The following is a 22,219-nucleotide window of genomic DNA, read 5'->3' as shown; positions in this document are numbered from 1 at the left end:
GACGCGGCGCGTCGGGGGACGAGGGATGGACGAGGGAGGCAACGAGGCCTTCGCGGTGGGGGACGCGGAGCCGTTCGACGGGACCGGCCGCCGCCCGATCACGCTCGCGGACGTCGCCCGCGAGGCGCGGGTCGGCGAGAGCACGGTGTCGCGGGTCCTGCGCAGCCACGGCTCGTTCTCGGAGAAGACCCGGGCCCGCGTCGAGGCGGCGGTGGCGCGCCTCGGCTACGTGCCGAACCGGATCGCCGGCACCCTCGCCTCGACCGGCTCGCGGCTGATCGGCATCGTGATCCCCTCGCTCACCAACATCGTGTTTCCCGACCTCCTGCGCGGCGCGACCGCGGCCCTGGAGCAGGAGGGCTTCCAGTCGGTCATCGCCGTGACGGACTACGACCAGGACCGCGAGGAGGCGGTGGTCGGCTCGCTCTTGAGCTGGCGCCCGGCCGGGCTGATCGTCACCGGGCTCGAGCACAATCCCGGCACGCGGCGGCGCCTCGCGGCGAGCGGCGTGCGGGTGGCCGAGCTCCTCGACACCGACGGGCCGGGGCTCGACATCGTGGTCGGCTATTCGAACCGCGCCGCCGGCGAGGCGAGCGCCCGCCACCTCGTCGGCCGCGGCTACCGCCGCATCGGCTATATCGGCCACGACCTGACGAAGGACCGGCGCGCCGCCAAGCGCTACGCGGGCTTTCGCGATGCCCTGCGCGAGACCGGAATGGGGCCGGCCGGCGAGGAACGGGTGGCAAGCCCGTCCTCGGTCGAGGCCGGGCGGCAGGGTCTCGCCGCCCTGCTGGAGCGGGTGCCGGATCTCGACGCGGCCTATTTCTCGAACGACGACATGGCGCTCGGCGGCTATTTCCACTGCCTGGCCCACGGCATCGCGGTGCCGGGGCGGCTCGCCCTGTTCGGTTATAACGGCCTCGATGTCGGCCGGCTGATGCCGCAGCCGCTCGCCACCATCCGCACCCCGCGGGTCGAGGCCGGCGCCACGGCGGCGCGGCTGCTCTGCACGGGGAGCCCGGCGACGGTGGTGGATCTCGGCTTCGAACTGATCGAGGGAGCGACCGCGTGACGGACGTGTCGACGATGAGCGAGTCCGCCCTGCGCGAGGCGATCTGCCGGTTCGGGCGCTCGCTGTTCGAGCGCGGCCTGACGCCCGGCTCGTCGGGCAACATCTCGCTGCGGCTCGACGACGGCGGCTGGCTGGTGACGCCGACCAACGCCTCGCTCGGCTTCCTCGATCCGGCCCGGATCTCGCGCCTCGACCGCGACGGCAAGCTCCTGTCGGGCGACAAGCCGACGAAGGAGATCCCGCTCCACGGCGCCCTCTACGACAGCCGCTCGTCGGCCAGGGCGATCGTCCACCTGCACTCGACCCACGCGGTCGCGGTCTCGATGCTGCCGGAGATCGACCCCCGCGCCGTGCTGCCGCCGCTCACCCCCTACAGCCTGATGCGGGCCGGCGCGGTGGCACTGGTGCCCTACTTCCGCCCCGGCGACCCGGCGGTGGCCGATGCGATCCGGGGGCTCGCCGGGCAATATTCCTCGGTGCTGCTCGCCAATCACGGACCGGTGGTGGCCGGCGACACCCTGGAGGCCGCGGTCTTCGCCACCGAGGAGCTGGAGGAGACCGCCAAGCTCTACCTGCTCCTGCGCAACCTCAACCCGCGCCACCTGACCCCGGCCCAGGTCCAGGACCTGGTGACGCATTTCGGCCTGACGCTGCCGGAGCACGGGCACGGCCATTGAGCGCTCGTTCGCCGTACAAACCAAGTTTTTCGATCGTCCTTCCATCCCTTCTCGACCTCGTCCCGAGGTGTCGGCGATCGGAGATGGATTGACCTCGAAAGGTGAGGTCGGGCGTGGAATGAGGTTTTCGACTCGGATCGACCGGGTTCCGGCACCCGCCCTCGGTCCTAAGCAGTCTTGCGTTGGCAGGCCGACGCTTCGCCCGCTTAGGTTCTTGTTCTGTCGCAGATTTTCGGCGCCGAACCGGTCACCGCTTCGGCGAAATCTGCTCAGCGCGCGATGTCCGTGACCGCCCGGCGCGCGGCGTCGAGGTCCGGCGGGTCGATGTGGCGGTAGCGGGCCTGGACGAGGCCGAACATCCCGAACGCCGCGAGGCCGGCCGCGGTCAGCCCGAGGAGCACCCAGCCGTAGGGCTCGTCGCGCAGGGCCTGGAGGGCGCCGCCGAGGCCCTTCACGTCGCTCGACCGGCTCTCGACCGCGGCCGCGATCAGGAAGCCGCCGATCAGCCCGAAGGTCAGCGCCCGGGCGGCGTAGCCGAAGCGGCCGACATGCCGGACCCAGTCGCGGGCGTCGTGCGGTACCGAGAGGCGCTTGCACACGTCGCCCTTCCAGGCCTTGGCCGCGAAGGCGAGGCCGGCGCCGATCACCACGAGGCCGACCGCGCCGACGAGCCACTGGCCGAAGGGCTGCTGCAGCAGCCAGGCGGTCCAGTCGCGGGCGCCCTGGTCCTCGGCCTGGCGCGCCGTGCCGCGGCCGAGCGCCGCCGTCATCATCGACAGGCCAAGGCCGCCATAGGTCACGCCGCTGACGAGGTGGCCGGCCCGGGTCGCCAATCCCTTGGCCGAGCGGCCGTATCGGTCGGCATCGGTCACCGCCTCGACCACGCGCCAGAGCGCGAAGGCGGCGAGCCCGAGGGCCACGACGCCGAGCAGGATCCAGCCGAACGGCCGCTCCAGCAGGATCAGCAGGGCGCTGCGGCTGCCCCCGGTCTGCCCGCCGACGCCGATCGCGGCGAGCACCGCGAGGCCGCCGACGAGGCAGTAGGTGACCCCGCGGGCGCCGTAGCCGAGGCGGGCGAGCAGTTCGAGGGCTTGCCGGCCGTCGAGGCGCATCGGGGTTGCCGATCAGGCCGCGAGGCCGGATTCGACCCGGGCGAGCGCGTCGTCGTCGAGGTCGAGGGCGTCGGCCAGCATGCGCAGGAAGGCGCGCTCCTGCATCGTGTCGGGATCGATGGCGAGGCGGGCCGCGGCGTAGACCCGGGCACCGGCCTCGGGAGTGGCGACCCGGTCGGCGATCTCGTCGATCGTCGCCGGGTCCTCGAGCTCGCGGGCGAGCCACTGGCGGCCGGCGAGGTCGAGACCGGATTCGGCGACCGCGGCGTCCAGCCGCTCGCGCTCGCGGGCGTCGATCACCCCGTCGGCGGCGGAGGCCGCCACCATGATCCGCAGGCACAGCGTCGCCTCGTCGTCGCTGAGCGCACCGGCCTCGAAGGGCGTCGCGGCCGGGGCGCGGGCCGTGTCCCGGGCCGGACCTTGCGGGGCTCCAGCCCCTCGCGCCGGCTCCGCCCCGGGCTCGCCGCGCTGCGTCGCCCGCACGGCGAGGCCGGCAATGAGCGCCAGGCCGCCGAGGGCGGCGGAGGCCGCGAGCCCGCCGCGGCGGCTGCGCACCAGGGCGTCCAGCACCCGTTTCACCTCGGCCATCGCGTTCTCCCGTACCCGTCCGCAGTACTCGTTGCAGGCCAACAACGGTCTCGCCCGGCCGCGGTTGCGCCGCCCCGCTCCGACGACCATCTTCGCGTCATGCTGCTCGCCCTGGCCTGGTGTGCGCGCACCCTGGTGCTGGCGCTCGTTCTCCTGTTCCTGCTGCCGCTCGCCGCCCACGCCCTGTGGTGGTGGAGCCGCGACGACCTCGCCCCCGACTGGGCCACCGCCGACTGGTCGAGCGCGCGGCTCCTGCCCGCTCCCGCCGCGGCGCCCGAGGCCCTGGTGCGGATCTACGCCGCCCGGGTCGGGCGCTGGCGGGGCATCTTCGCCCATCACACCTGGATCGTGGTCAAGGAGGCCGGAGCACCGCGCTACACCCGCTACGACGTGGTCGGCTGGGGCCTGCCGGTGCGCAAGGACGCCTACGCGGCGGATGCGCGCTGGTTCGGCAACCCGCCGCAGGTCGTGCTCGCCCTCGACGGCGAGGCGGCGGCCGCCGCGGTGCCGCGGATCCACGCCGCCGTCGCGACCTACCCGCACCGGGCGGCGGGCAGCTACAGCGCCTGGCCGGGGCCGAACTCCAACACCTTCGTGGCCCATGTCCTGCGCGCCGTGCCCGACCTCGGGGTGGCGCTGCCGCCGACGGCCCTCGGCAAGGACTTTTCGGAGCGCGCCGTCGCCTGGACGCCGAGCCGAACCGGCCTCCAGCTCTCGGCCCGGGGCTATCTCGGCCTGACCCTCGGCTGGGTCGAGGGGATCGAGGTCAACGTGCTGGGCGCGGTGGCGGGGCTGGACCTGCGCCGCCCGGCCCTGAAGCTCCCGGGCTGGGGCCGCATCGGCATGGATCCGGCCGGCGCCGCCGAGACCTTGATCGCCCCGACGCCGAGCCGCTGAAGGCCGGCCCGGCGATCGTCGGGCATCCGCATTGAACCAAACCGTGTTGCGGCGCGTTAACTCTCGCCCACAGGTTTGCAGTGCGACATGTCCAACTCCCGCTTCGTCAAGGCCGACACGGCCCCCTCCCCGTTCGTCGGCCCCTTCGCGCCGGTGCTCGCCGGCGTCTCGCGCGGGCTGCAGGACCTGTTTCCGCTGGTCGAGCAGCCCCGGGCCGCCCAACGCAGCCCGGTGGAAGAAGGTCACGACGCCGTCGCCCCGGTGCTGCGGCCCCGCCCGGCGCCCCGGCCGCGCGTGGCCTGACCCGCGAGGCTCGCGACCCCAAGCCGACCTGCGTTGGCAGGCCAACGCTTTAACCGCTTGGGTTCTTATTCTGTCGCAGATTTTCGGCGCCGAACCGGTCACCACTTCGGCGAAATCTGCCTAGCCGGTGCTCTCCCGCAGGAGCAGTCTGAACCCGAGGTCGATCACCGCCGGTTCCCCCGCCCCGCCGTCGAGGAGCCCGAGCAGCAGGGCGCCGGTGCGCCGGCCGATCTCGTCGGGATCGACCGCGATGGTGGAGAGGCGCGGCACGCATTGGCGGCCGATCTCGAAATCGCCGAAGCCCAGGAGCCTCACGTCCTGCGGCACCCGGATCCCGCGGCGCTGGCACTCCATCAGCGCCCCGAAGGCCGAGATGTCGGAGACGAGGAAGACCGCCTCGGCGCCCCCGCGGGCGACGAGCTCCGCCAGCGCCTCGGCCCCGTGCGCGAAGGCGCCGGCCGCGCGGCCGTGGTGCAGGACCAGATCGTCGGCACGGCCCGCCTCGGCGAGACCGTCGCGAAAGCCGCGCAGGCGCTCCTCGCCGCGGAAATCCCGGACCTCGCCGATGCGCTCCGGCCCGAGGCCGGCGATGCGGGCGGCGCCGAGACCCGCGAGGGTCCGTGCCGCCAGCCGTCCGACCTCGTAGTTCGAGAAGCCCACCGCCCGGTCGATCGGCGCCTCCGGCCGGTCCCAGATCTCCACCACCGGCACCCCGGCCCGGGCGAGGAGGTCGCGGGCGCGAGACGAGCGGTGCATCCCCGACACCACGATCGCGTCCGGGCGGCGCGACAGCATCGCGCGCAGGACCGTCTCCTCCTCCGCGACCGAGTAGCCGGTGACCCCGATCAGCGGCTGGTAGCCGCGCGGGCGCAGCACGGCGGTGAGGCCGGCGGCGGTGTCGGCGAAGTTCGGGTTGGTCAGGGTCGGGACGATCAGGGCGACGAAGCCGGTGCGCCGCGACGACAGGCTCCCGGCGCCGCGGTCCGGCACGTAGCCAAGCCGGTCCACCGCCGCCAGCACCCGCGCTCGCGTCTCCTGCGAGACGCGGGCGGGCGCGGCCAGCGTGCGCGAGACCGTCATCGGCGAGACGCCGGCGAGGCGCGACACGTCGCGCATCGTCGGTGCCCGGCGCGGGGGCGTGGACCCGTCGGCCATCGGCCGGCCTAGAAGGCGAGGTGGACCTTGATCGCCCGGCTGCGGTCGGCGGCGAGCGCGAAGGCCTCGTCGGCCCGGGACATCGGCAGCTCGGCCGACAGGATCGGCGCGACGTCGATCCGGCCGGAGGCCAGGAGCGCGATGGCGGTGCGGTACTCCTCGTGGAAGCGGAAGGCGCCGACGAAATCGATCTCGCGGGCCATCAGGAGATTGGCCGGCACCGGCACGTCGCCCGGCGGCATCATGCCGAGCTGCACCACCCGGCCGCCGGGCCGCACCACCCGGAACAGCGAGGCGAGCGCCGCGGGCGCGCCGGTGGCTTCCAGCGCGACGTCGAAGGTGCCCTTGTCGGCCTCGTAGGCGGCGAGCCGCTCGGGCTGCGAGGCCACATTGATGGTCTCGGCCGCGCCGATCTCGCGGGCGATGGCGAGCGGCGCCTCGGCGAGATCGGTGCAGACGATCCGGCGCGCCCCCGCGAGCCGCGCCGCCATCAGGCACAGGAGCCCGATCGGCCCGGCCCCGGCGATGAGGACGTGGCGGCCCAGGAGCTCGCCGGCCCGCCGGATCCCGTGGAGCGCCACCGCCAGGGGCTCGCCGCAGGCCGCGACCCGCATCGGCATCGTGTCGGGGATCGGCACGCACTGGTCGGCCCGGGCGAGGAAGAGCTCGCTGAAGCCGCCCTGGACATGCGGGAAGATCGCCGCCGAGCCGAAGAACCGCATGTTGCGGCACAGGTTCGAGCGGCCGGCGCGGCAATAGTCGCAAGCGAGGCACGGACGGCTCGGATCGACCGCGACCCGGTCGCCCGGCTTCACGCCGGTGACCGCGTTGCCCACCCGCGTCACCGTGCCGGCGACCTCGTGGCCGAGCACCATCGGCTCGCGCAAGCTGAAATCCCCGACCCGGCCCTTTCCGTAATAGGAAAGGTCCGAGCCGCAGATGCCGCCCGCGCCGAGCGCGACCACGACCTCGTCCGCCTCCGGCTCGCGCAGCGAGATCGTCTCGACCCGCAGGTCCTTGGCGGCGTGGATGCGCGCGGCGAGCGTCATGGCCAAACATCTCCTCCCGGTGGGCTCGCTGGCGGCCGGATCACCGGCGCCGCGATGCCGCTTGCCTTGGTATCGGTACCATGCTTCCCTTCGGGTACGAGCGCAACCGCAAGGAGCGGCCCGAAGGTCGCCGGCCGGAGCGCGTCGGGGAGGAGTTCGCCGGTGTCGACCGCCTTGTTCGATCTGTCGGGCCGCCGTGCCCTGGTGACCGGCTCCAGCCAGGGCATCGGCCTGTCGCTGGCGCTCGGCCTCGGCCGCGCAGGAGCGGCGATCGTGCTCAACGGCCGCGATGCGGCAAAGCTCGACGGCGCCGTGGCGGAACTGCGGAAGGAAGGCATCGCGGTCGAGCCGGCCGCCTTCGACGTGTCGGATGCGGCCGCCGTGAAGGCGGGCGTCGACCGGATCGAGGCCGAGATCGGCCCCCTCGACATCCTGGTCAACAATGCCGGCATCCAGCGCCGCGCGCCGCTCGAGGAGTATTCCGTCGAGACCTGGCACGAGCTGATGCGGGTCAACCTCGACAGCGTGTTCTATGTCGGCCAGGCGGTGGCCCGGCACATGATCGGGCGCAAGCGGGGCAAGATCATCAACATCGCCAGCCTCCAGAGCGAGGCGGCGCGCTACTCGATCGCCCCCTACACCGCCTCGAAGGGCGCGGTGAAGAACCTGACCAAGGGCATGTGCACCGACTGGGCCCGCCACGGCCTGCAGGTGAACGGCATCGGCCCGGGCTACTTCGCGACGCCGCTCAACCAGGCCCTGATCGAGAACCCCGACTTCGACGCCTGGCTGAGGAACCGCACCCCGGCCGGGCGCTGGGGCCGGGTGGAGGAGCTGCAGGGCGCGGCGATCTTCCTGGCTTCGTCCGCCTCGGATTTCGTCAACGGCCAGATCCTCTACGTGGACGGGGGCGTGCTGGCGACGTTGTGACGTCGGCTCAGACGATGGGACGCGATCGATCAGCCCCTACGCTGACGTGGGCTTTCCCCTCCCCTCTCTGCGGGGGAGGGTGCCCGGCTGCGAGTGCGAAGCACTCGTGCGCCGGGCGGGAGAGGGGCAGCGCGACGCTGATCCAGAGAGTGTCCTTCAGAACGGCTCAGTCTTTTCCGGAAACGTGGTTCCCCTCTCCCGCCCCACTCCGTGGAGCACCCTCCCCCGAAGAGGGGGGAGGGGGAAATCCGCGCCTCTCCTTTTTTTCGGACAGCCCGCCTCATGCGAGGCGGCCCGACACTGTCGGGCCGAGCCCGTCACGCCCCTCAGAACACCCGCTTCTCGCGGATCTGCCCGTCGAAGCCGACATGGAGCATCCGCTCCTTGCCGTCCTGGCCCTTGGCCGCCACGTCGAGGTGGCGCGGGCCGCGGCCGGCGACACGCACGTCCGAGTAGCCGGCATCCGTGACCGCCTTGGTGAGGGCCGGGACGTCGATGGTCGGCCCCAGCCCGGCCTTGTCCTTCGCCCAGTCGAGGCCGCCGGGGGGCGGGCCCATCGGGCGCAGGGGTTCGATCTTGCCGTCGGCCCGGGTGAGCGCGCTGGCGTGGAGGAAGCCGTTCTCGAACCGGCCCTGCACCGTCACGCTCTCGCCCTTGGCGACCAGGGTGCCGCCCTCGCCGGCCCGGCCGGTCTCGACCAGCGCGCGGCCGGTGCCGTCCTGAAGGATGAACTTGTTGCCGAACACCTCGGCGACCTCGCCCTTGGCGGCGGTGGCGCCAGACGGCGCCAGAGCGCTCACGGCGACGGGGGCGACGGGGGTGAGCGGGGTCTGCGCCGGCTTTGCGAGCGAGAGCCCGACGGCGCCGAGTGCCAGCGGCACCGCGACGGCGCCGACGAGGAGGCCGCGGCGGGGCTTGGTGCGCGGGGCGGGTGCGACGGTCTCGGTCGCGCCGGTCTCGACCTTGGCGGTCTCGATCTCGGTGGCCTTGCCCTCGATGGTGGTGTGGTCGGTCATCGGTGTGTTCCTGTCGTTGGGGCCCTTCCGGGTTGGCGCTCTTCTACGTCAGGGCCCGGGAACCGGGCCTGAACCTCGCCGTTCAGGTTCGGTTAAACCGCCGGGACTACGGCGGAATCCGCGTTCCCACCTCCGAGTCATCCGCACATGAAGCTCCTGCTCGTCGAGGACGACGCGGCGCTGGCCGCCGAGATCCTGCGGGTCCTGCGCGCCGAGAACTGCGCCGTCGACCACGCCCGCAACGGCGAGGACGGCGCGCATCTCGGCGACACCGAGACCTACGACGCGGCGGTGCTCGATCTCGGCCTGCCGAAGCGCGACGGGATCGCGGTGCTGCAGGGCTGGCGGGCGGCGGGCCGCACCCTGCCGGTGCTGATCCTCACCGCGCGGGACGCCTGGAGCGACAAGGTGGCGGGCTTCAAGGCCGGGGCCGACGATTACCTGGTCAAGCCGTTCCGGGTCGAGGAGCTGGTGATCCGCCTGCGGGCGCTGGTGCGCCGCGCCGCCGCCCACGGGGCGACGAGCATCGCCTGCGGCCCGATCACCTTCGATCCCGGCCTCGGCGCCTTCACCCGCGACGGACTGCCGCTCAAGCTCACCGCCCTCGAATGGCGGGTCCTGTCCTGCCTGATCCTGCGCCGCGACGGGGTGGTGCCCCGGGGCGAATTGCTGGAACGGGTCTACGAGGGCGACGCGGAGGTCGATTCGAACTCGGTCGAGGTCATCATCACGCGCTTGCGCCGCAAGATCGCCCCGGCCCGGATCGAGACCGTGCGCGGGCACGGCTACCGGCTCACCGCGGGCGAGGCGGCGTGACGGGCTTAGGCCAGATCGGCTCCCTGCGCCGGCGCCTGCTCCTCGCGGCGCTGGCGCTGATCGTGGCGGCGCTGGTGGTGGCGGGCCTCGCCATCGGGCTGATCCTCGCGCGCTTCGTGCGCGGGCAGATCGAGTCCCGGCTCGACGCGCAGATCGTCTCCCTGGTCTCGGGGCTGGAGCCGGGCACGGCCTTGCGCCTGTCGCGCGACCTCGACGCGCCGCCCTTCGACCGACCGGGCTCGGGCTGGGCCTGGCAGGTGCGGCGGGGCGCGGCGACGCTCGGCTCCGCCTCCCTCGCCGGGCGCGACCTCGCCCCGCCGCAGGTCCCGGAGGCGGACGACGACCGGCCCCGTCCCGCGGACGGAACCGGCCCGCGCGGCGAGGCGCTGATCCTGCGGGTCCTGTCCCTCCCGGACGGCACCGTGGTCCTTGCGGGCGCACCGCGCGCCGCCCTCTGGGGGCCGCTGCGCGAGGCGGGCCTGGCGCTCGCGGCGAGCCTCGGGGTGCTGGGCCTGTGCCTCGCCGCCGGCGCGGTGGCGCAGGTGCGCCTCGGCCTCAAGCCTCTCGACCGGCTGCGCCGGGAACTCGAAGCGGTGCGGGCCGGGCAGCGCGAGCGGGTGCCCGATTCCCAACCGGCGGAGGTCCGGCCGCTCGCCGCCGAGATCAACGCCCTCCTCGACCAGAACGCCGCGCAGCTCGCCCAGGCCCGCACCCATGTGGCGAACCTCGCCCACGGGCTGAAGACGCCGCTCGCTACCCTGAGCCTCGCCCTGTCGGAGCCCGGCCGCGACCCGGACGGGCGCCTGACGCACCTCGTCGGCAGCCTCGACCGCGGCGTGCGTCACCACCTGCGCCGGGCCCGCAGCGCCGCGCTGACCGGGGCGACCCGGATCCGCACGGACCTCGCCGGCCCGGTCGCCGACCTCGCATCGGCCCTGGAGCGCCTGCACGCCGAGAAGGGCGTGCGGATCACGTCCGCGATCCCGCCCGGCCTCGCGGCGGCCTGCGACCCGCAAGACCTCGACGAGATGCTGGGCAACCTGATCGACAATGCCTGCACCTGGTGCACCCGCGCGGTACGGGTGTCGGCCGACGCCGCGGGCAGCGACATCGTGGTCCGGATCGAGGATGACGGGCCGGGCCTCGGGCCGGAGGCCCTGGCGGCGGTGGCGCAACGCGGCCGGCGCCTCGACGAGACCGTGCCGGGCCACGGCTTCGGGCTCGCCATCACCACGGAACTGGCGGAGCTCTATGGCGGCGGGCTGGAGCTCGACAGGTCGGCGATGGGGGGTCTGCGGGCGCGGCTGCGGCTGCCGGGGTGAGTGGGTCGGGCGAAAGCCGAAGCAGGCGACAGGTCCCACCCTCCCACCTCATCCTGAGGTGTTGGCGATCAGAGATCGCACGCGATCAAAGATCGACTGACCTCGAAGGAGGGCTCCAGAAATCTCCGCGATCCCTGGAACCCTCCTTCGAGGCTCAGCGATCTTCGATCGCCCGCACCTCAGGATGAGGTCGCGGGTGGGGCAGAACAATCTTGCGAAAAATTACTGTCATCAGGGGCAGGGATGACCCTGTGAGGCTCAAGGAGCGGCCATGGATGACCGCCCCTTCAGCCTCACCCCTGCATCTTCGCCATCATTGCGTCCGACACCGCGAAGTTCACGAAGACGTTCTGCACGTCGTCCTGGTCCTCGATGGTCTCGACGAGGCGGATCAGCTTCTCGGCGGTCTCGTCGTCGACGTCGACGGTGTTCTGGGCGCGCCAGATCAGGGCGGTGCGGCGGGGCTCGCCGAAGCGGGCCTCGAGGGTCTTGGAGACCTCGCCCATCGCGCCCTGCTCGCAGATGACCTCGTGGCCGCCCTCGTCCGACTTCACGTCGTCGGCGCCGGCCTCGATGGCGGCTTCCAGCATCGTGTCGGCGTCGGCCACCTTGGCGTCGAAGGCGACGAGGCCGACATGGTCGAACATGAACGACACGGCGCCGGTCTCGGCGAGGCTGCCGCCGGACTTGGTGAAGGCCGAGCGGACGTCGGACGCGGTGCGGTTGCGGTTGTCGGTCTGCGCCTCGACGATCAGCGCGGCGCCGCCGGGACCGTAGCCCTCGTAGCGGACCTCCTCGTAGTTCTCCGCGTCGCCCCCGGCCGCCTTCTTGATGGCGCGCTCGATATTGTCCTTGGGCATGTTCTCGGCCCGGGCCGCGAGAATCGCGGCGCGCAGGCGCGGGTTCATCGAGGGGTCCGGCGTGCCGAGCTTGGCCGCCACGGTGATCTCGCGGGCGAGCTTGGAAAACACCTTCGAGCGGACCGCGTCGACGCGGCCCTTGCGGTGCATGATGTTCTTGAACTGTGAATGCCCGGCCATGGCGCTCCCCGGCGGATTGATCGCCCCGGCGCGCGGAGAGCGCCCGGCGAGGCTCTCGACGCCGCAAGGGACGGATGAGACAGCCGGCTTATAGGCGCCGCTCCCGGGGGAAGACAATCGGGAAGACACGCGCGCCGCGCGAGGTTCTCGCAGCCCGTCGCACCTGCGAAAACCCGGTGGAATCAGGCCCCTAACCCCTCGGGATCAGTGCGCCGGGCCCCCGATGATCGCCCGGCGCAGGCGGCCCGAGACGAGGTCGATCAGCGCCACGGTGACGAGGATCATCAGCACCAGGAAGGCGACCTGCTGCATCTCCAGCACCCGGATCAGCTCGGTCAGGTACTGGCCGATGCCGCCCGCCCCGACGATGCCGATGATGGTGGCCGAGCGGGTGTTCGATTCGAAGAAGTAGAGAACCTGGCTCGCCAGGACCGGGAGCACCGCCGGCACCAGGCCGAACCGCACCCGGTGCAGCCGCGAGCCGCCCGACGCGGTGACGCCCTCCGACGCCTTGCGGTCGGCGGTCTCGATCGCCTCGGAGAAGAGTTTTCCGAGCGCCCCGAAATCCGAGCAGGCGATGGCGAGCGCCCCGGCGAAGGGGCCGAGGCCGACGACGTTGATCCAGATCAGCGCCCAGATCAGCACGTCGACGGAGCGGATCACGTCGAAGCCGCGGCGCACGCCGAAGCGCAGGAAGGGGTTGGGCACCACGTTGCGGGCGGCGAGGAACGCCACCGGAAAGGCGAGGCAGGCCGCCGTCAGCGTGCCGAGGAACGCGATCGCCAGGGTCTCGCCGAGCGCCGACAGGAACAGGCCGAGGCGCCCTTCGGCCGAGGGCGGCAGCATCATGCCGGCGAACTCGCCCAGCCGATGCAGGCCGTGGACGATGCGCAGGAGCGAGAAATCGAGCCGGACCATCGCGAAGGCCGCGAGGCCGAGGATCACGGCGAGGGTGCCGACCACCGCGGCGCGGCGGGACCACGAGGGCCGGAAGACCGCCGGGTGGCGGGCGCGCAGGCCCTCGAGATCGGCGAGCGCGGCCCGACGCAGGGCGGAAGGGGAGCGGCGCGTCACGCGTGGGCCTCCCGGCCGAGGAGGTGATGGCGCAGGCGCTCGGTGCCGAGGTCGATCGCCACGACGGTGAGGATGATGAGGACGAGGATCGCGCTCACGTCCGAATAGTAGAAGTTGCGGATCGCGACCAGGAACTCCTGGCCGATGCCGCCGGCCCCGACGAAGCCCATCACGCCGGCACCCCGCACGTTGATCTCGAAGCGCAGCAGCGCATAGGAGGCGAAGTTCGACAGCACCTGCGGCACCACCGCGAAGCGCACGGTCTCGAGGAAGCCCGCCCCCGTCCCGGTCAGCCCCTCGACCGGCTTCATGTCGATGTTCTCGACCACCTCGGAGAAGAGCTTGCCGAGCGCCCCGGTGGTGTGGATGGCGATGGCGAGCACGCCGACCATCGGCCCGAGCCCGAAGGCGATGACGAAGATCAGCGCGAACACCACCTCGGGCACCGTGCGGCACACCTCCAGGAAGCGCCGGGCGCAGAAGCGGATCGCGGTCGAGCGCACCAGGTTGGCCGAGGCGAGGAAGCACAGGCAAAAGGCCGCGATGCCGCCGAACAGCGTACCGAGATAGGCCATCAGGATCGTCTCGCCCAGGAGCGAGAGCCATTTCGGCAGGCCCCAGTACCAGGCGGCAAGGTCCGCCGGCAGGTTGTCCAGGGTCAGGACCGGCAGGATCTGGCCGAGATAGGCGGTGAAGTTGTGGATGTTGTCGAGGAAGGTGAGCGGCCGCACCTCGGCCATCCAGCCGGCGAGGAGGTACAGCGCCACGACGACGACGAAGACCCCGAGCGTGCGCCGGCGCGTCGAGACGACGGCACCGGAATAGGCGGCGAGCAGGGTCCTCTCGCGCTCGGGCGGCAGTTTCTCGATGCGGACGGTCACGGGGGGTGCTCCTCCCCTCCCCCTTGTGGGGAGGGGTTGGGGGTGGGGGTGGTTCAGGAGGCACCGCCGAGGTCTATCCGGCACCACCCCCACCCCTAGCCCCTCCCCATAAGGGGAGGGGAAGCGCCATACTTGTAAAACGTTGTTTTACGACCGCTTGCGCTGCTCGTCGTTGTGGCGGAGCATGTCGATGATCGGCTGGTAGTCCTTCAGCGTCACCGCGTTGAGACCGAGGTCCTTGCCGTCCGACAGCTTGTCGAAGGTGGCCTTGTCCTTGGTCGGCAGGGCGAGGAAGGCCTGGCGGATCGACTGCTTCAGGTCGTCGGGCAGGCTGGCGAGGACCGCGAAGGGGCCCTCGGGCAGGAACTCGGACTTGAAGATGACGCGGACATCCGCCTGCTTCAGCGGCGTGCCGTCGGGCTTCTTCATGCCCTTGGCGGCCATACGGGTGATGGTGGTGTCGGTCTCGGAGTTCCAGAGATTGGCCGCGGCGTCCGCGGTACCCTGGATGAGCGCCAGCACGGCATTCTCGTGGCTGCCGGCGAAGAAGGTCTTGCCGAACAGCTTCTCGGGGTCGTGGCCGGCCTTCTGCAGGAAGTATCGCGGCGCCTGGTTGCCGGAGGTCGAGTTCGGGTCGACGAAGGCGAGGCTCTTGCCCTTCAGGTCCTCGATCTTCTGGTACGGGCTGTCGGCCTTCACGTAGATCACCGAGTAGTAGCCCGACGCGCCGGTCTCGTGCTTCTGGTTGACCACCGGCTCGGTCTTCACGCCGGTCATCACCGCGCGGGCGAAGGAGGCCGGGCCGTAGAACGCGATCTGGATGTTGCCGGCGCGCTGGCCCTCGATCACCGCCGCGTAGTCGTTGGCGACCCGCAGCTTCACCGGCACGCCGAGCTCCTTCGAGAGGTAGGCGGTGAGCGGGGTGTAGCGGTCGACGGTGCCCGACGCGTTCTCGGCCGGGATCACGCCGAGCGTCAGCTCGGGATACTTGGCCTTCCAGTCCTGCGCGAAGGCGGGGCCGGCGGCGAGCATCAGGGCGGCGGCGCCCACGAGGGTGCGACGGGTCAGCATCGGTCGAATCCTTGTCTGGGGTCTCGGAAAGATCAGGCGCTCAGCGCCTCGGCGTGGCGGATCGGGGCGCGCACGGGGGCCAGCACCGGCGCCGTCTCGGGCTCGCCGCGGTCCATCACCTCGCCGGCCTCGAGGCCGTAGAGGGTGCGGGCGACGTCCTCGGTGAGGTCGAAGCCGCGGCCGTCGAACACCACCCGGCCGGCCGAGAGGCCGATCAAGCGGTCGCAATAGGCCCGGGCGAGGTCGAGGGAGTGCAGGTTGCAGAGCACGGTGATGCCGTAGCGCTTGTTGGCGTCGGCGAGCGCGTCCATCACCAGGCGGGTGTTGCGCGGATCGAGGGAGGCCACCGGCTCGTCGGCCAGGATGATCTCCGGCTCCTGGACGAGGGCGCGGGCGATGGCGACGCGCTGCTGCTGGCCGCCCGAGAGCTGGTCGGCCCGGTTGGCGGCGAACGCCCCCATGTCGAAGCTCTCCAGCGCGGCGAGCGCCAGCGCCCGGTCCTCCTCGCTCCACAGCTTCAGGAGCGAGCGGTGCGTCGGCACCTGGTCGAGCCGGCCCATCAGCACGTTCGTCATCACGTCGAGCCGCCCGACGAGGTTGAACTGCTGGAAGATCATCGCGCAGCGGGCACGCCAGGCACGCAGGTCCCGGCCGCGGAGCGCCGTCACGTCGGTGCCGTCGAAGAGGATGCGCCCGGCCGTCGGGTCGGCGAGGCGGTTGAGCATCCGCAGCAGGGTCGACTTGCCGGCACCCGAGCGTCCGATCACGCCGACGAAGCTGCCGCGCTCGATCGACAGGCTGACGCCGTCCACCGCACGGCGCGCCCCGTATTGACGCGTAAGGTTCTCGACAACCAGCATCCGCTCGCCCGATTTCACTGTTCGGCGAACGTAAACGCTGGTTAAGCGACAACAGGATGACAGCGCGTCAGTGCTTAGCCGGCATACTTATCAAGGAAGGCTTCGATCGGCAGCTGACGGAAGTCCGGGAGCGCCGTGCGCAACCGCTCGTGGTCCCAGTCCCACCAGGCCAGCCGCAGCAGGCGCTCGGCACTCGCCTCGTCGAAGCGGCGGCGCACGGGGCGGGCCGGGTTGCCGACCACGATGGTGTAGGGCGCGACGTCCCGGGTGACGATGGCGCCCGCGCCGACCACCGCCCCGGTGCCGATGGTGCGGCCGGGCAGCACCACGACCCCGTGGCCGATCCAGACGTCGTGCCCGATCGTGACGGGCAGGGCCCGGCGCCGCTCGAAGAAGGCCGGTTCGTTCGCCTCCTGCGGCCAGTACGAGGCGGCCCGGTAGGTGAAGTGGCTCTGCGAGGCCCGTTCCATCGGGTGGTTGCCGGGATTGATCCGCACCATCGCGGCGATCGAGCAGAACTTGCCGATCGTGGTGTAGATCATCTCGCCGTCGTTGCCGATGTAGGAATAGTCGTCGAGCACGGTCTCGGCGAGCTGGGTGCGGGGGCCGACCTCGGTGTAGCGGCCCAAGCGGCACTCCCGGACCGTGGCGGTCGGGTCGATGACGGGCTCGAGACCCAGCTGTCCGGCCATCGCGTCAGCCTCCGAAGGGAATGCGCCGCAGCACCCGGAACGGGGCGGCGCCGTCCTGGCGCAGCACCGACAGGGCGTCGAGCACGAGGGGGGCGCCCGCGCCGTAGGCCGCCGCCAGACGCTCGCGCCAGGGCGCGCGGGCCTCCTCCGGCAGCGCGTCGGTCAGGGTCATGTGGAAGCGAAATTCCTCGAAGACGTGCGGGTAGCCCCAGGCCGCGAGAAGCGCCCGGCCCCGGGGGCTCAGGCGCTCGGGCTTGCGGCGCGCCACCTCGGCCTCGGTGAGGAAGGCGCGGAACGGCTCGAAGGCGGCGACGCATTCGGCGGCGAACAGGCCGAGCTCGGGGGGGGCCGCGTCGGGAACCAGGGCCGTGAAGGCGCCGAGCGTCGCGACCCGCAGGAGGCCGACCGGGACCGGCGGATGGTCCGCCGCCAGCGTCTCCGCCGCGGCGAGCAGGTCGGCCTCGGCGAGACCGGGGGCGAGCCGCATCGGCGCCTTCAGGGTGGCATGGAAGCCGTAGCGGCGGGGGGAATCGGTCACGTCCGCGAGGTCGGCCATCCCCTCGGGGCGGGGAACCTCGGCGCCGGTGTGGTTGTCGGTGCCCAGCACGGCGTTGCCGAACCGGGCGAGGTCCGAGCCGGGCTTCGGCGTGAAGTAGAGGGCGTAGCGAGGGGCGCCGGTCACGCGGTTCTCCTTTTTCGCCCGATTCAGCACGCGGGCGTGACTGGACGGTGACGGTGGAGGGTAAGACGCGACAGCGGTGAGCCCGTACCCTCCCCCGCAGAAGGGAGGGAGAAGCCCGCGCTCGACCGAACGACCGATCCCGGCGTTACGCCGGCGCCATCTCCCGCACCGGCCGGCGCCACCTCGTCGGGCCGTCGCGGTGGACCGAGGTGCCGGCGGCGTCGACCGCGACCGTCACCGGCATGTCCTCGACCACGAATTCGTGGATCGCCTCCATGCCGAGATCGGCGAAGGCGAGCACCCGGGCCGACTTGATCGCCTTCGAGACGAGGTAGGCCGCCCCACCGACCGCGATCAGGTAGGCGGCGCCGTGACGCGCGATGGTCTCGACGGCGGCCGGGCCGCGCTCGGCCTTGCCGACCATGACGAGGAGGCCGGTCCGCGACAGGATCGGCTCCAGGAACTTGTCCATCCTGGTCGCGGTGGTGGGGCCGGCGGGACCCACCGCCTCGTCGCCGACGGCATCGACGGGGCCGACGTAGTAGATCGCCCGGTCGCGCAGATCGACGGGCAGCTCCTCGCCGGCCTCCAGCATCCGGGTCAGCCGCAGGTGCGCCGCGTCGCGCCCGGTGAGGAGGTGGCCCGACAGCAGCAGGGTCTCGCCGGCCCGCCAGGTCGCCACCTCCTCGCGGGTCAGCCGGTCGAGGTCGACCCGCCGCCCGGCGGCGGTGGCGACGCTGACGTCCTGCGGCCAGAGATCGAGGGAGGGCGGGGTGAAGACGGCCGGGCCGCTGCCGTCGAGGGTGAAGTGGGCGTGCCGGTCGGCGGCGCATTGCGGGATCAGGCCGACGGGGAGCGAGGCGGCGTGGACCGGGAAGGTCTTGAGCTTGACGTCGAGCACGGTGGTGAGGCCGCCGAGCCCCTGCGCGCCGATGCCGAGCGCGTTGACCCGCTCGAAGATCTCGAGCCGCAATTCCTCCTCCTTGGAGGACGGCCCGCGGGCGCGGATCTGCGGCAGGTCGATCGGATCGAGGAGCGAGAGCTTGGCCAGCGTCATCGCCTTCTCGGGCGAGCCGCCGACGCCGATGCCGAGCATGCCGGGCGGGCACCAGCCGGCGCCGAGCGTCTCGACGGTGCGCACCACCCAGTCGGCGACGGAATCGCTCGGGTTGAGGGCGGCGAACTTCGCCTTGTTCTCCGAGCCGCCGCCCTTCGCCGCGACGTGGACCTCGACCAGCTCACCCGCCACCATCTCGACGTGGAGCATGGCCGGCGCGTTGTCGCCGGTGTTGCGGCGCCCGAACAGCGGCTCGGAGACCACGGAGGCGCGCAGCGGGTTGCGCTCCTCGCGCCAGGCCCGGCGCACGCCCTCGTCGACGATCTCCTGGAGCGAGCGGTTCGAGACGATCCGCGCTCCGAGCCCGACCTTCATGAAGATCTGCGCCGTGCCGGTATCCTGGCAGATCGGCCGGCGGCCGAAGGCGGCCATGCGCGAATTGACCAGGATCTGCGCCATCGCGTCCCGGGCCGCCGGGCTCTCCTCGCGCCGCCAGGCCTCGGCGAGGTTCTCGATGTAGTCGGCCGGGTGGTAGTACGAGATGAACTGCAGCGCGTCGGCGATGGAGGCGACCAGGTCGTCTTCGCGGATGGTGGCCATGGTGGTCGTCCTCTCAGGCCGTGCGCCCGGCTGTTCGGTTTATCCAGAGACGAACCTCATCCTGAGGTGCTTGCGAAGCAAGCCTCGAAGGAGGGCTCCAGCGAACTCCGCGCCTCCTGGAGCCCTCCTTCGAGGCCCGGCGATCTTCGATCGCCGGGCACCTCAGGACGAGGCGGTGGGTGGGATCGATCGCATGACCGCCAAGTGGTCTACACCGCCAAGTGGTCTACGCGGCTGCGAATTCCCGCCGGATCGCCTCGCTGTGCTCGCCGATCCCCGGCACGCGACCCAGCACCGGGGCCTGGCCGTTGCGGAGCGCCGGCGGCGCGACGATCGAGGCCGGGCCGGCATGGGTCTCGACGGTGACCCGGCGGAGTGCCGGATGCGAGACGAGGTCGGACAGGCCGTTGACGAAGCCGTAGGCGGTGCCGGCGGCCCTCAATCGGTCGGCGGCCTCGTCGCGGCTCAACTCCGAAAAGACCCGCGCCACCACGGCATCGACCTCGGGCCGGTTCGCCACCCGGGCGGTGTTGCTCTCGAAGCCCGGGCGCGACGGCAGGTCGGGCTGGCGCAGGAACGCGGCACAGAACTTGACCCATTCGCGCTCGTTCTGGATCGAGAGCAGCACCAGGGCCCCGTCCCGGGTCGGGAAGGCGCCGTAGGGGCAGATCGACGGATGCGCGAGGCCGACCCGCTGCGGCGCCCGGCCGGTGCCCTCGAAGTAGAGCAGCGGCACGTTCATCCAGTCGGCCATGCCGTCGAACAGGCTGACCTCAAGCTTCGCCCCCTCGCCGGTGATGCCCCGGGCGATCAGCGCCTCCAGCACGGCGGAATGGGCCGCCATGCCGCAGGCGATGTCGCAGACCGACACCCCGACCCGGCCCGGACCCGCCGGATGGCCGGTGATCTCGGCCAAGCCGCTCTCGGCCTGGACCAGGAGGTCGTAGGCCTTCATGTCCGAATAGGCGTGACCCGAGCCGTAGCCGGTGACGTCGACCGTGACGAGCCGCGGGTAGCGGGCGCGCAGCTCGTCCGAGCCGAACCCGGCCCGGGCCGCGGCACCGGGCGCGAGGTTCTGGATGAACACGTCGGCCTTGGCGAGCACCGCGTGCAGGAGCCGGGCATCGCTCGGGTCCTTGATGTCGGCGACCAGGCTCTCCTTGCCGCGGTTGAGCCAGACGAAGTAGCTCGCCAGCCCGTTCACCGCCGCATCGTAGCCGCGGGCGAAATCGCCCTCCGGCCGCTCGATCTTGATGACGCGGGCGCCCGCGTCGGCCAGGCGAGAGGAGCAGTAGGGTGCCGCCACCGCCTGCTCGAGCGCCACCACGGTCAGGCCTGCGAGCGGCAGGATCCTGCCTGCCACGGCCCCACTCCCCGCCGCCATGACCGTCAGACCCCGTGCTTGATCGCGATCATCTTCATCGAGCCGAAGCCGTAGAGGGCCTCGAAGCCCTTCTCGCGGCCGTGGCCCGAGCCCTTCACGCCGCCGAAGGGCAGTTCGACGCCGCCGCCCGCGCCGTAATTGTTGACGAAGACCTGGCCCGACTTGATGCCCTTCGACAGGCGCAAGGCCTTGCCGAGATCCTGGGTCCAGATGCCGGCGGCCAGCCCGTACTCGGTGCCGTTCGCCACCTTCAGGGCCTCGGCCTCGTCGCGCACCCGGATCGCCACCAGGACCGGCCCGAAGATCTCTTCCTGGGCCAGGCGGTGGTCGGGCGGCACGTCGCCGATCAGGGTCGGGCGGACGTAGTAGCCGTCGCCCGGCACGTTGGTGCCGAGCTCGCCCTCGGCCAGGATCGTCAGGCCGTCGCGGCGCGCCAGATCGATGTAGCCCTGCACCCGCTCGCACTGCTTGGCGTTGACCACGGGGCCGAGGTCGAGGTCCTGCTCGCCCGAGCCGACGCGCAGGTCCTTGAAGCGCTTGGCGAGGTCGGCGACGAAGCTGTCGTAGATCTTGTCCTCGATCACCACGCGCGAACCGGCCGAGCAGGTCTGGCCGGCATTCTGGGTGATCGCCTTGACGATGACGGTGCCGGCCTCCGACAGGTCGGCATCGGCGAACACCACCTGGGGCGACTTGCCGCCGAGTTCCAGCGTCACCGGAATCGTGTTCTTGGCCGCGGCCGTCTGGATCAGGGTTCCGACCTCGCGCGAGCCGGTGAAGCTGATGTGGTGGATGCCCTTGTGCGAGGCGAGCGCGGCGCCCGCCTCCTCGCCGAGCCCCGTCACCACGTTGAGGCTGCCGGCCGGGAAGCCGGCCTCGGCCGCGAGCTTGGCCAGATGCAGCGCCGACAGCGAGGTGTCCTCGGCGGGTTTCAGCACCACGGCGTTGCCCATGGCGAGCGCCGGGGCGACCGAGCGGCCGGTCATCTGGAGGGGATAGTTCCACGGCACGATCACGCCGACGACGCCGTACGGCTCGTACACGGTCATGACGGTGAAGCCGTTCTGGAACGGGATCGTGTCGCCGTGCACCTTGTCGGCGGCGCCGCCGTAATACTCGAAGTAGCGGGCGCAGACCTGGGCGTCGTTGCGGGCGAGCGTGATCGGCTTGCCGACGTCCTCGCTCTCCATCTTCGCCAGGATCTCGGCGTCGCGGCGGATCAGCTCTGCGAGCTTGAGGAGCAGGCGGCCGCGGGACGCGGCGTCGAGGCGGCCCCACTCGCCGTCCATGGCGGCGTGTCCAGCCTTGACGGCGGCATCGATCTCCTTGGCGCCGCCCCGGGCGATGCGGGCCATCTCCTGGCCGTGCGACGGGTTGACCACCGGCAGGGTCGCCTCGCTGCCGGTCCAGGTGCCGCCGATGAAGTGCTGGTGGGCGTTCATGCTGTCAAACCTCCCGTGGCGACCGGCCGCCGTGTCGGCGGCCGGCCTGCTCTTGGGCGCGGTGTTACCGCGCCGGGAGGGGCAATTCCAATACGATCGACGGGCGGACGCGATAGGATCGCGATATGGCCCGCCCGGGAGCGCTCAGCGGCTGCCGCTGCCGCCGCTGCCCTGCGGCACCGCCCGGGACGGCTGGCCGGCATTGCCGCCGGCGGCCGAATTGCCTGTGACGGTCGAGGCGCCGGTCGGTCCGGGCGCCACGACGCCGCCGGCCGCACCGCCGGTGTTGTTCGGCATCGGCGCGACGGTGCCGGTCGCGGCCGGGCCGGTGCCCATGGTGCCGTTGCCCATGGTACCGGGTGCGGTGGACGGAGCGGCGGTCTGGGCCGCGGCGGCACCGGCAACGAGAAGGCCGGCGGCAAGTCCGGCGAGAATCGAACGCATGTTGCTCTCCTGTCGGATCCTGAATTTGTTAGACCCTGGACCCGACAACGTGCGC

The 22,219-nt window shown here is 72.0% G+C and carries 23 protein-coding genes; 7 read left to right on the top strand and 16 right to left on the bottom strand.

What is annotated here, in order from left to right:
• Window positions 1–25 precede the first annotated feature (25 nt).
• Together V3T34_RS17835 and otnC are read left to right on the top strand one after the other, a co-directional pair.
• Window positions 26–1,072 carry a LacI family DNA-binding transcriptional regulator gene (locus V3T34_RS17835; protein WP_305078294.1) on the top strand — a complete coding sequence of 349 codons (1,047 nt, stop codon included), beginning with the start codon at window positions 26–28 and terminating at the stop codon, window positions 1,070–1,072.
• Between the two features lie 14 nt (window positions 1,073–1,086).
• Window positions 1,087–1,749: a 3-oxo-tetronate 4-phosphate decarboxylase gene (gene otnC, locus V3T34_RS17830; protein WP_305078314.1), complete on the top strand. Its 663-nt coding sequence runs from the start codon at window positions 1,087–1,089 to the stop codon at window positions 1,747–1,749.
• A gap of 269 nt (window positions 1,750–2,018) precedes the next feature.
• On the opposite strand, the gene V3T34_RS17825 is transcribed toward otnC, so the two are convergent.
• Entirely contained in the window at window positions 2,019–2,861 is an 843-nt protein-coding gene (locus V3T34_RS17825) for a DUF1206 domain-containing protein (RefSeq protein WP_060847063.1), read from the bottom strand.
• Between the two features lie 12 nt (window positions 2,862–2,873).
• Window positions 2,874–3,449 (bottom strand): DUF533 domain-containing protein, encoded by a 576-nt coding sequence (locus tag V3T34_RS17820; protein WP_060847062.1) that lies wholly within the window; start codon window positions 3,447–3,449, stop codon window positions 2,874–2,876.
• A 99-nt stretch (window positions 3,450–3,548) separates the two neighbouring features.
• On the opposite strand from V3T34_RS17820, the gene V3T34_RS17815 reads away from it, so the two are divergent.
• Both V3T34_RS17815 and V3T34_RS17810 read left to right on the top strand, forming a co-directional pair.
• Complete coding sequence (locus V3T34_RS17815) at window positions 3,549–4,346, top strand: DUF3750 domain-containing protein (protein WP_060847061.1); 798 nt, start codon at window positions 3,549–3,551, stop codon at window positions 4,344–4,346.
• An 87-nt stretch (window positions 4,347–4,433) separates the two neighbouring features.
• On the top strand, window positions 4,434–4,649 hold the full coding sequence (locus V3T34_RS17810; protein WP_060847060.1) for a hypothetical protein: 216 nt from the start codon (window positions 4,434–4,436) through the stop codon (window positions 4,647–4,649).
• 120 nt (window positions 4,650–4,769) lie between these two features.
• Here V3T34_RS17810 and V3T34_RS17805 read toward each other — a convergent pair whose 3' ends face one another.
• Both V3T34_RS17805 and V3T34_RS17800 read right to left on the bottom strand, forming a co-directional pair.
• Complete coding sequence (locus V3T34_RS17805; RefSeq protein WP_091882121.1) at window positions 4,770–5,765, bottom strand: LacI family DNA-binding transcriptional regulator; 996 nt, start codon at window positions 5,763–5,765, stop codon at window positions 4,770–4,772.
• A gap of 47 nt (window positions 5,766–5,812) precedes the next feature.
• Window positions 5,813–6,853, bottom strand: coding sequence for an L-idonate 5-dehydrogenase (locus tag V3T34_RS17800; protein WP_091881796.1), 1,041 nt, complete (start codon window positions 6,851–6,853; stop codon window positions 5,813–5,815).
• Window positions 6,854–7,015: 162 nt separating this feature from the next.
• On the opposite strand from V3T34_RS17800, the gene V3T34_RS17795 reads away from it, so the two are divergent.
• Window positions 7,016–7,783, top strand: coding sequence for an SDR family oxidoreductase (locus V3T34_RS17795; RefSeq protein ID WP_060847058.1), 768 nt, complete (start codon window positions 7,016–7,018; stop codon window positions 7,781–7,783).
• Between the two features lie 326 nt (window positions 7,784–8,109).
• On the opposite strand, the gene V3T34_RS17790 is transcribed toward V3T34_RS17795, so the two are convergent.
• Entirely contained in the window at window positions 8,110–8,799 is a 690-nt protein-coding gene (locus V3T34_RS17790) for a hypothetical protein (protein WP_060847057.1), read from the bottom strand.
• A 147-nt stretch (window positions 8,800–8,946) separates the two neighbouring features.
• Between V3T34_RS17790 and V3T34_RS17785 the strand changes: the two genes are divergently transcribed.
• Entirely contained in the window at window positions 8,947–9,615 is a 669-nt protein-coding gene (locus V3T34_RS17785) for a response regulator (RefSeq protein ID WP_060847056.1), read from the top strand.
• On the top strand, window positions 9,612–10,937 hold the full coding sequence (locus V3T34_RS17780; protein WP_305078296.1) for a sensor histidine kinase: 1,326 nt from the start codon (window positions 9,612–9,614) through the stop codon (window positions 10,935–10,937). Before V3T34_RS17785 ends, V3T34_RS17780 begins: the two co-directional genes overlap by 4 nt.
• Window positions 10,938–11,230: 293 nt before the next feature.
• Here the strand turns inward: V3T34_RS17780 and V3T34_RS17775 are convergent, their stop codons facing one another.
• From V3T34_RS17775 to V3T34_RS17725, 11 genes are all read right to left on the bottom strand, one after another.
• Window positions 11,231–11,977, bottom strand: coding sequence for a YebC/PmpR family DNA-binding transcriptional regulator (locus V3T34_RS17775; RefSeq protein ID WP_048434141.1), 747 nt, complete (start codon window positions 11,975–11,977; stop codon window positions 11,231–11,233).
• Between the two features lie 204 nt (window positions 11,978–12,181).
• Window positions 12,182–13,051, bottom strand: coding sequence for a phosphonate ABC transporter, permease protein PhnE (gene phnE, locus V3T34_RS17770; protein WP_305078297.1), 870 nt, complete (start codon window positions 13,049–13,051; stop codon window positions 12,182–12,184).
• A complete protein-coding gene (gene phnE, locus V3T34_RS17765; protein WP_305078298.1) occupies window positions 13,048–13,932 on the bottom strand; it encodes a phosphonate ABC transporter, permease protein PhnE in 885 nt (294 codons plus the stop codon). The genes phnE (V3T34_RS17770) and phnE (V3T34_RS17765) overlap by 4 nt, the downstream gene beginning before the upstream one ends.
• Window positions 13,933–14,079: 147 nt before the next feature.
• Window positions 14,080–15,003: a phosphonate ABC transporter substrate-binding protein gene (phnD, locus tag V3T34_RS17760; RefSeq protein WP_060847052.1), complete on the bottom strand. Its 924-nt coding sequence runs from the start codon at window positions 15,001–15,003 to the stop codon at window positions 14,080–14,082.
• A gap of 32 nt (window positions 15,004–15,035) precedes the next feature.
• A complete protein-coding gene (gene phnC, locus V3T34_RS17755) occupies window positions 15,036–15,863 on the bottom strand; it encodes a phosphonate ABC transporter ATP-binding protein (protein WP_305078299.1) in 828 nt (275 codons plus the stop codon).
• A gap of 74 nt (window positions 15,864–15,937) precedes the next feature.
• Window positions 15,938–16,555: an LbetaH domain-containing protein gene (locus V3T34_RS17750; RefSeq protein WP_305078300.1), complete on the bottom strand. Its 618-nt coding sequence runs from the start codon at window positions 16,553–16,555 to the stop codon at window positions 15,938–15,940.
• Window positions 16,556–16,559: 4 nt separating this feature from the next.
• On the bottom strand, window positions 16,560–17,237 hold the full coding sequence (locus tag V3T34_RS17745; RefSeq protein WP_305078301.1) for a DUF1045 domain-containing protein: 678 nt from the start codon (window positions 17,235–17,237) through the stop codon (window positions 16,560–16,562).
• Between the two features lie 145 nt (window positions 17,238–17,382).
• Window positions 17,383–18,894 carry a fumarate hydratase gene (locus V3T34_RS17740; RefSeq protein ID WP_060847048.1) on the bottom strand — a complete coding sequence of 504 codons (1,512 nt, stop codon included), beginning with the start codon at window positions 18,892–18,894 and terminating at the stop codon, window positions 17,383–17,385.
• Between the two features lie 226 nt (window positions 18,895–19,120).
• Window positions 19,121–20,257, bottom strand: a complete 1,137-nt coding sequence (locus V3T34_RS17735) for a CaiB/BaiF CoA transferase family protein (RefSeq protein WP_305078302.1) — start codon at window positions 20,255–20,257, stop codon at window positions 19,121–19,123.
• Between the two features lie 26 nt (window positions 20,258–20,283).
• Complete coding sequence (locus V3T34_RS17730) at window positions 20,284–21,720, bottom strand: aldehyde dehydrogenase family protein (protein WP_305078303.1); 1,437 nt, start codon at window positions 21,718–21,720, stop codon at window positions 20,284–20,286.
• A gap of 144 nt (window positions 21,721–21,864) precedes the next feature.
• Window positions 21,865–22,164, bottom strand: coding sequence for a hypothetical protein (locus V3T34_RS17725; RefSeq protein WP_060847045.1), 300 nt, complete (start codon window positions 22,162–22,164; stop codon window positions 21,865–21,867).
• Window positions 22,165–22,219 lie beyond the last annotated feature (55 nt).

It is taken from the genome of Methylobacterium ajmalii, from assembly GCF_036448855.1.
Classification (GTDB): Bacteria; Pseudomonadota; Alphaproteobacteria; order Rhizobiales; family Beijerinckiaceae; genus Methylobacterium; species Methylobacterium ajmalii.
Note: the sequence above shows the minus strand (reverse complement) of the source record. Positions and strands in the feature narration are given on the sequence as shown.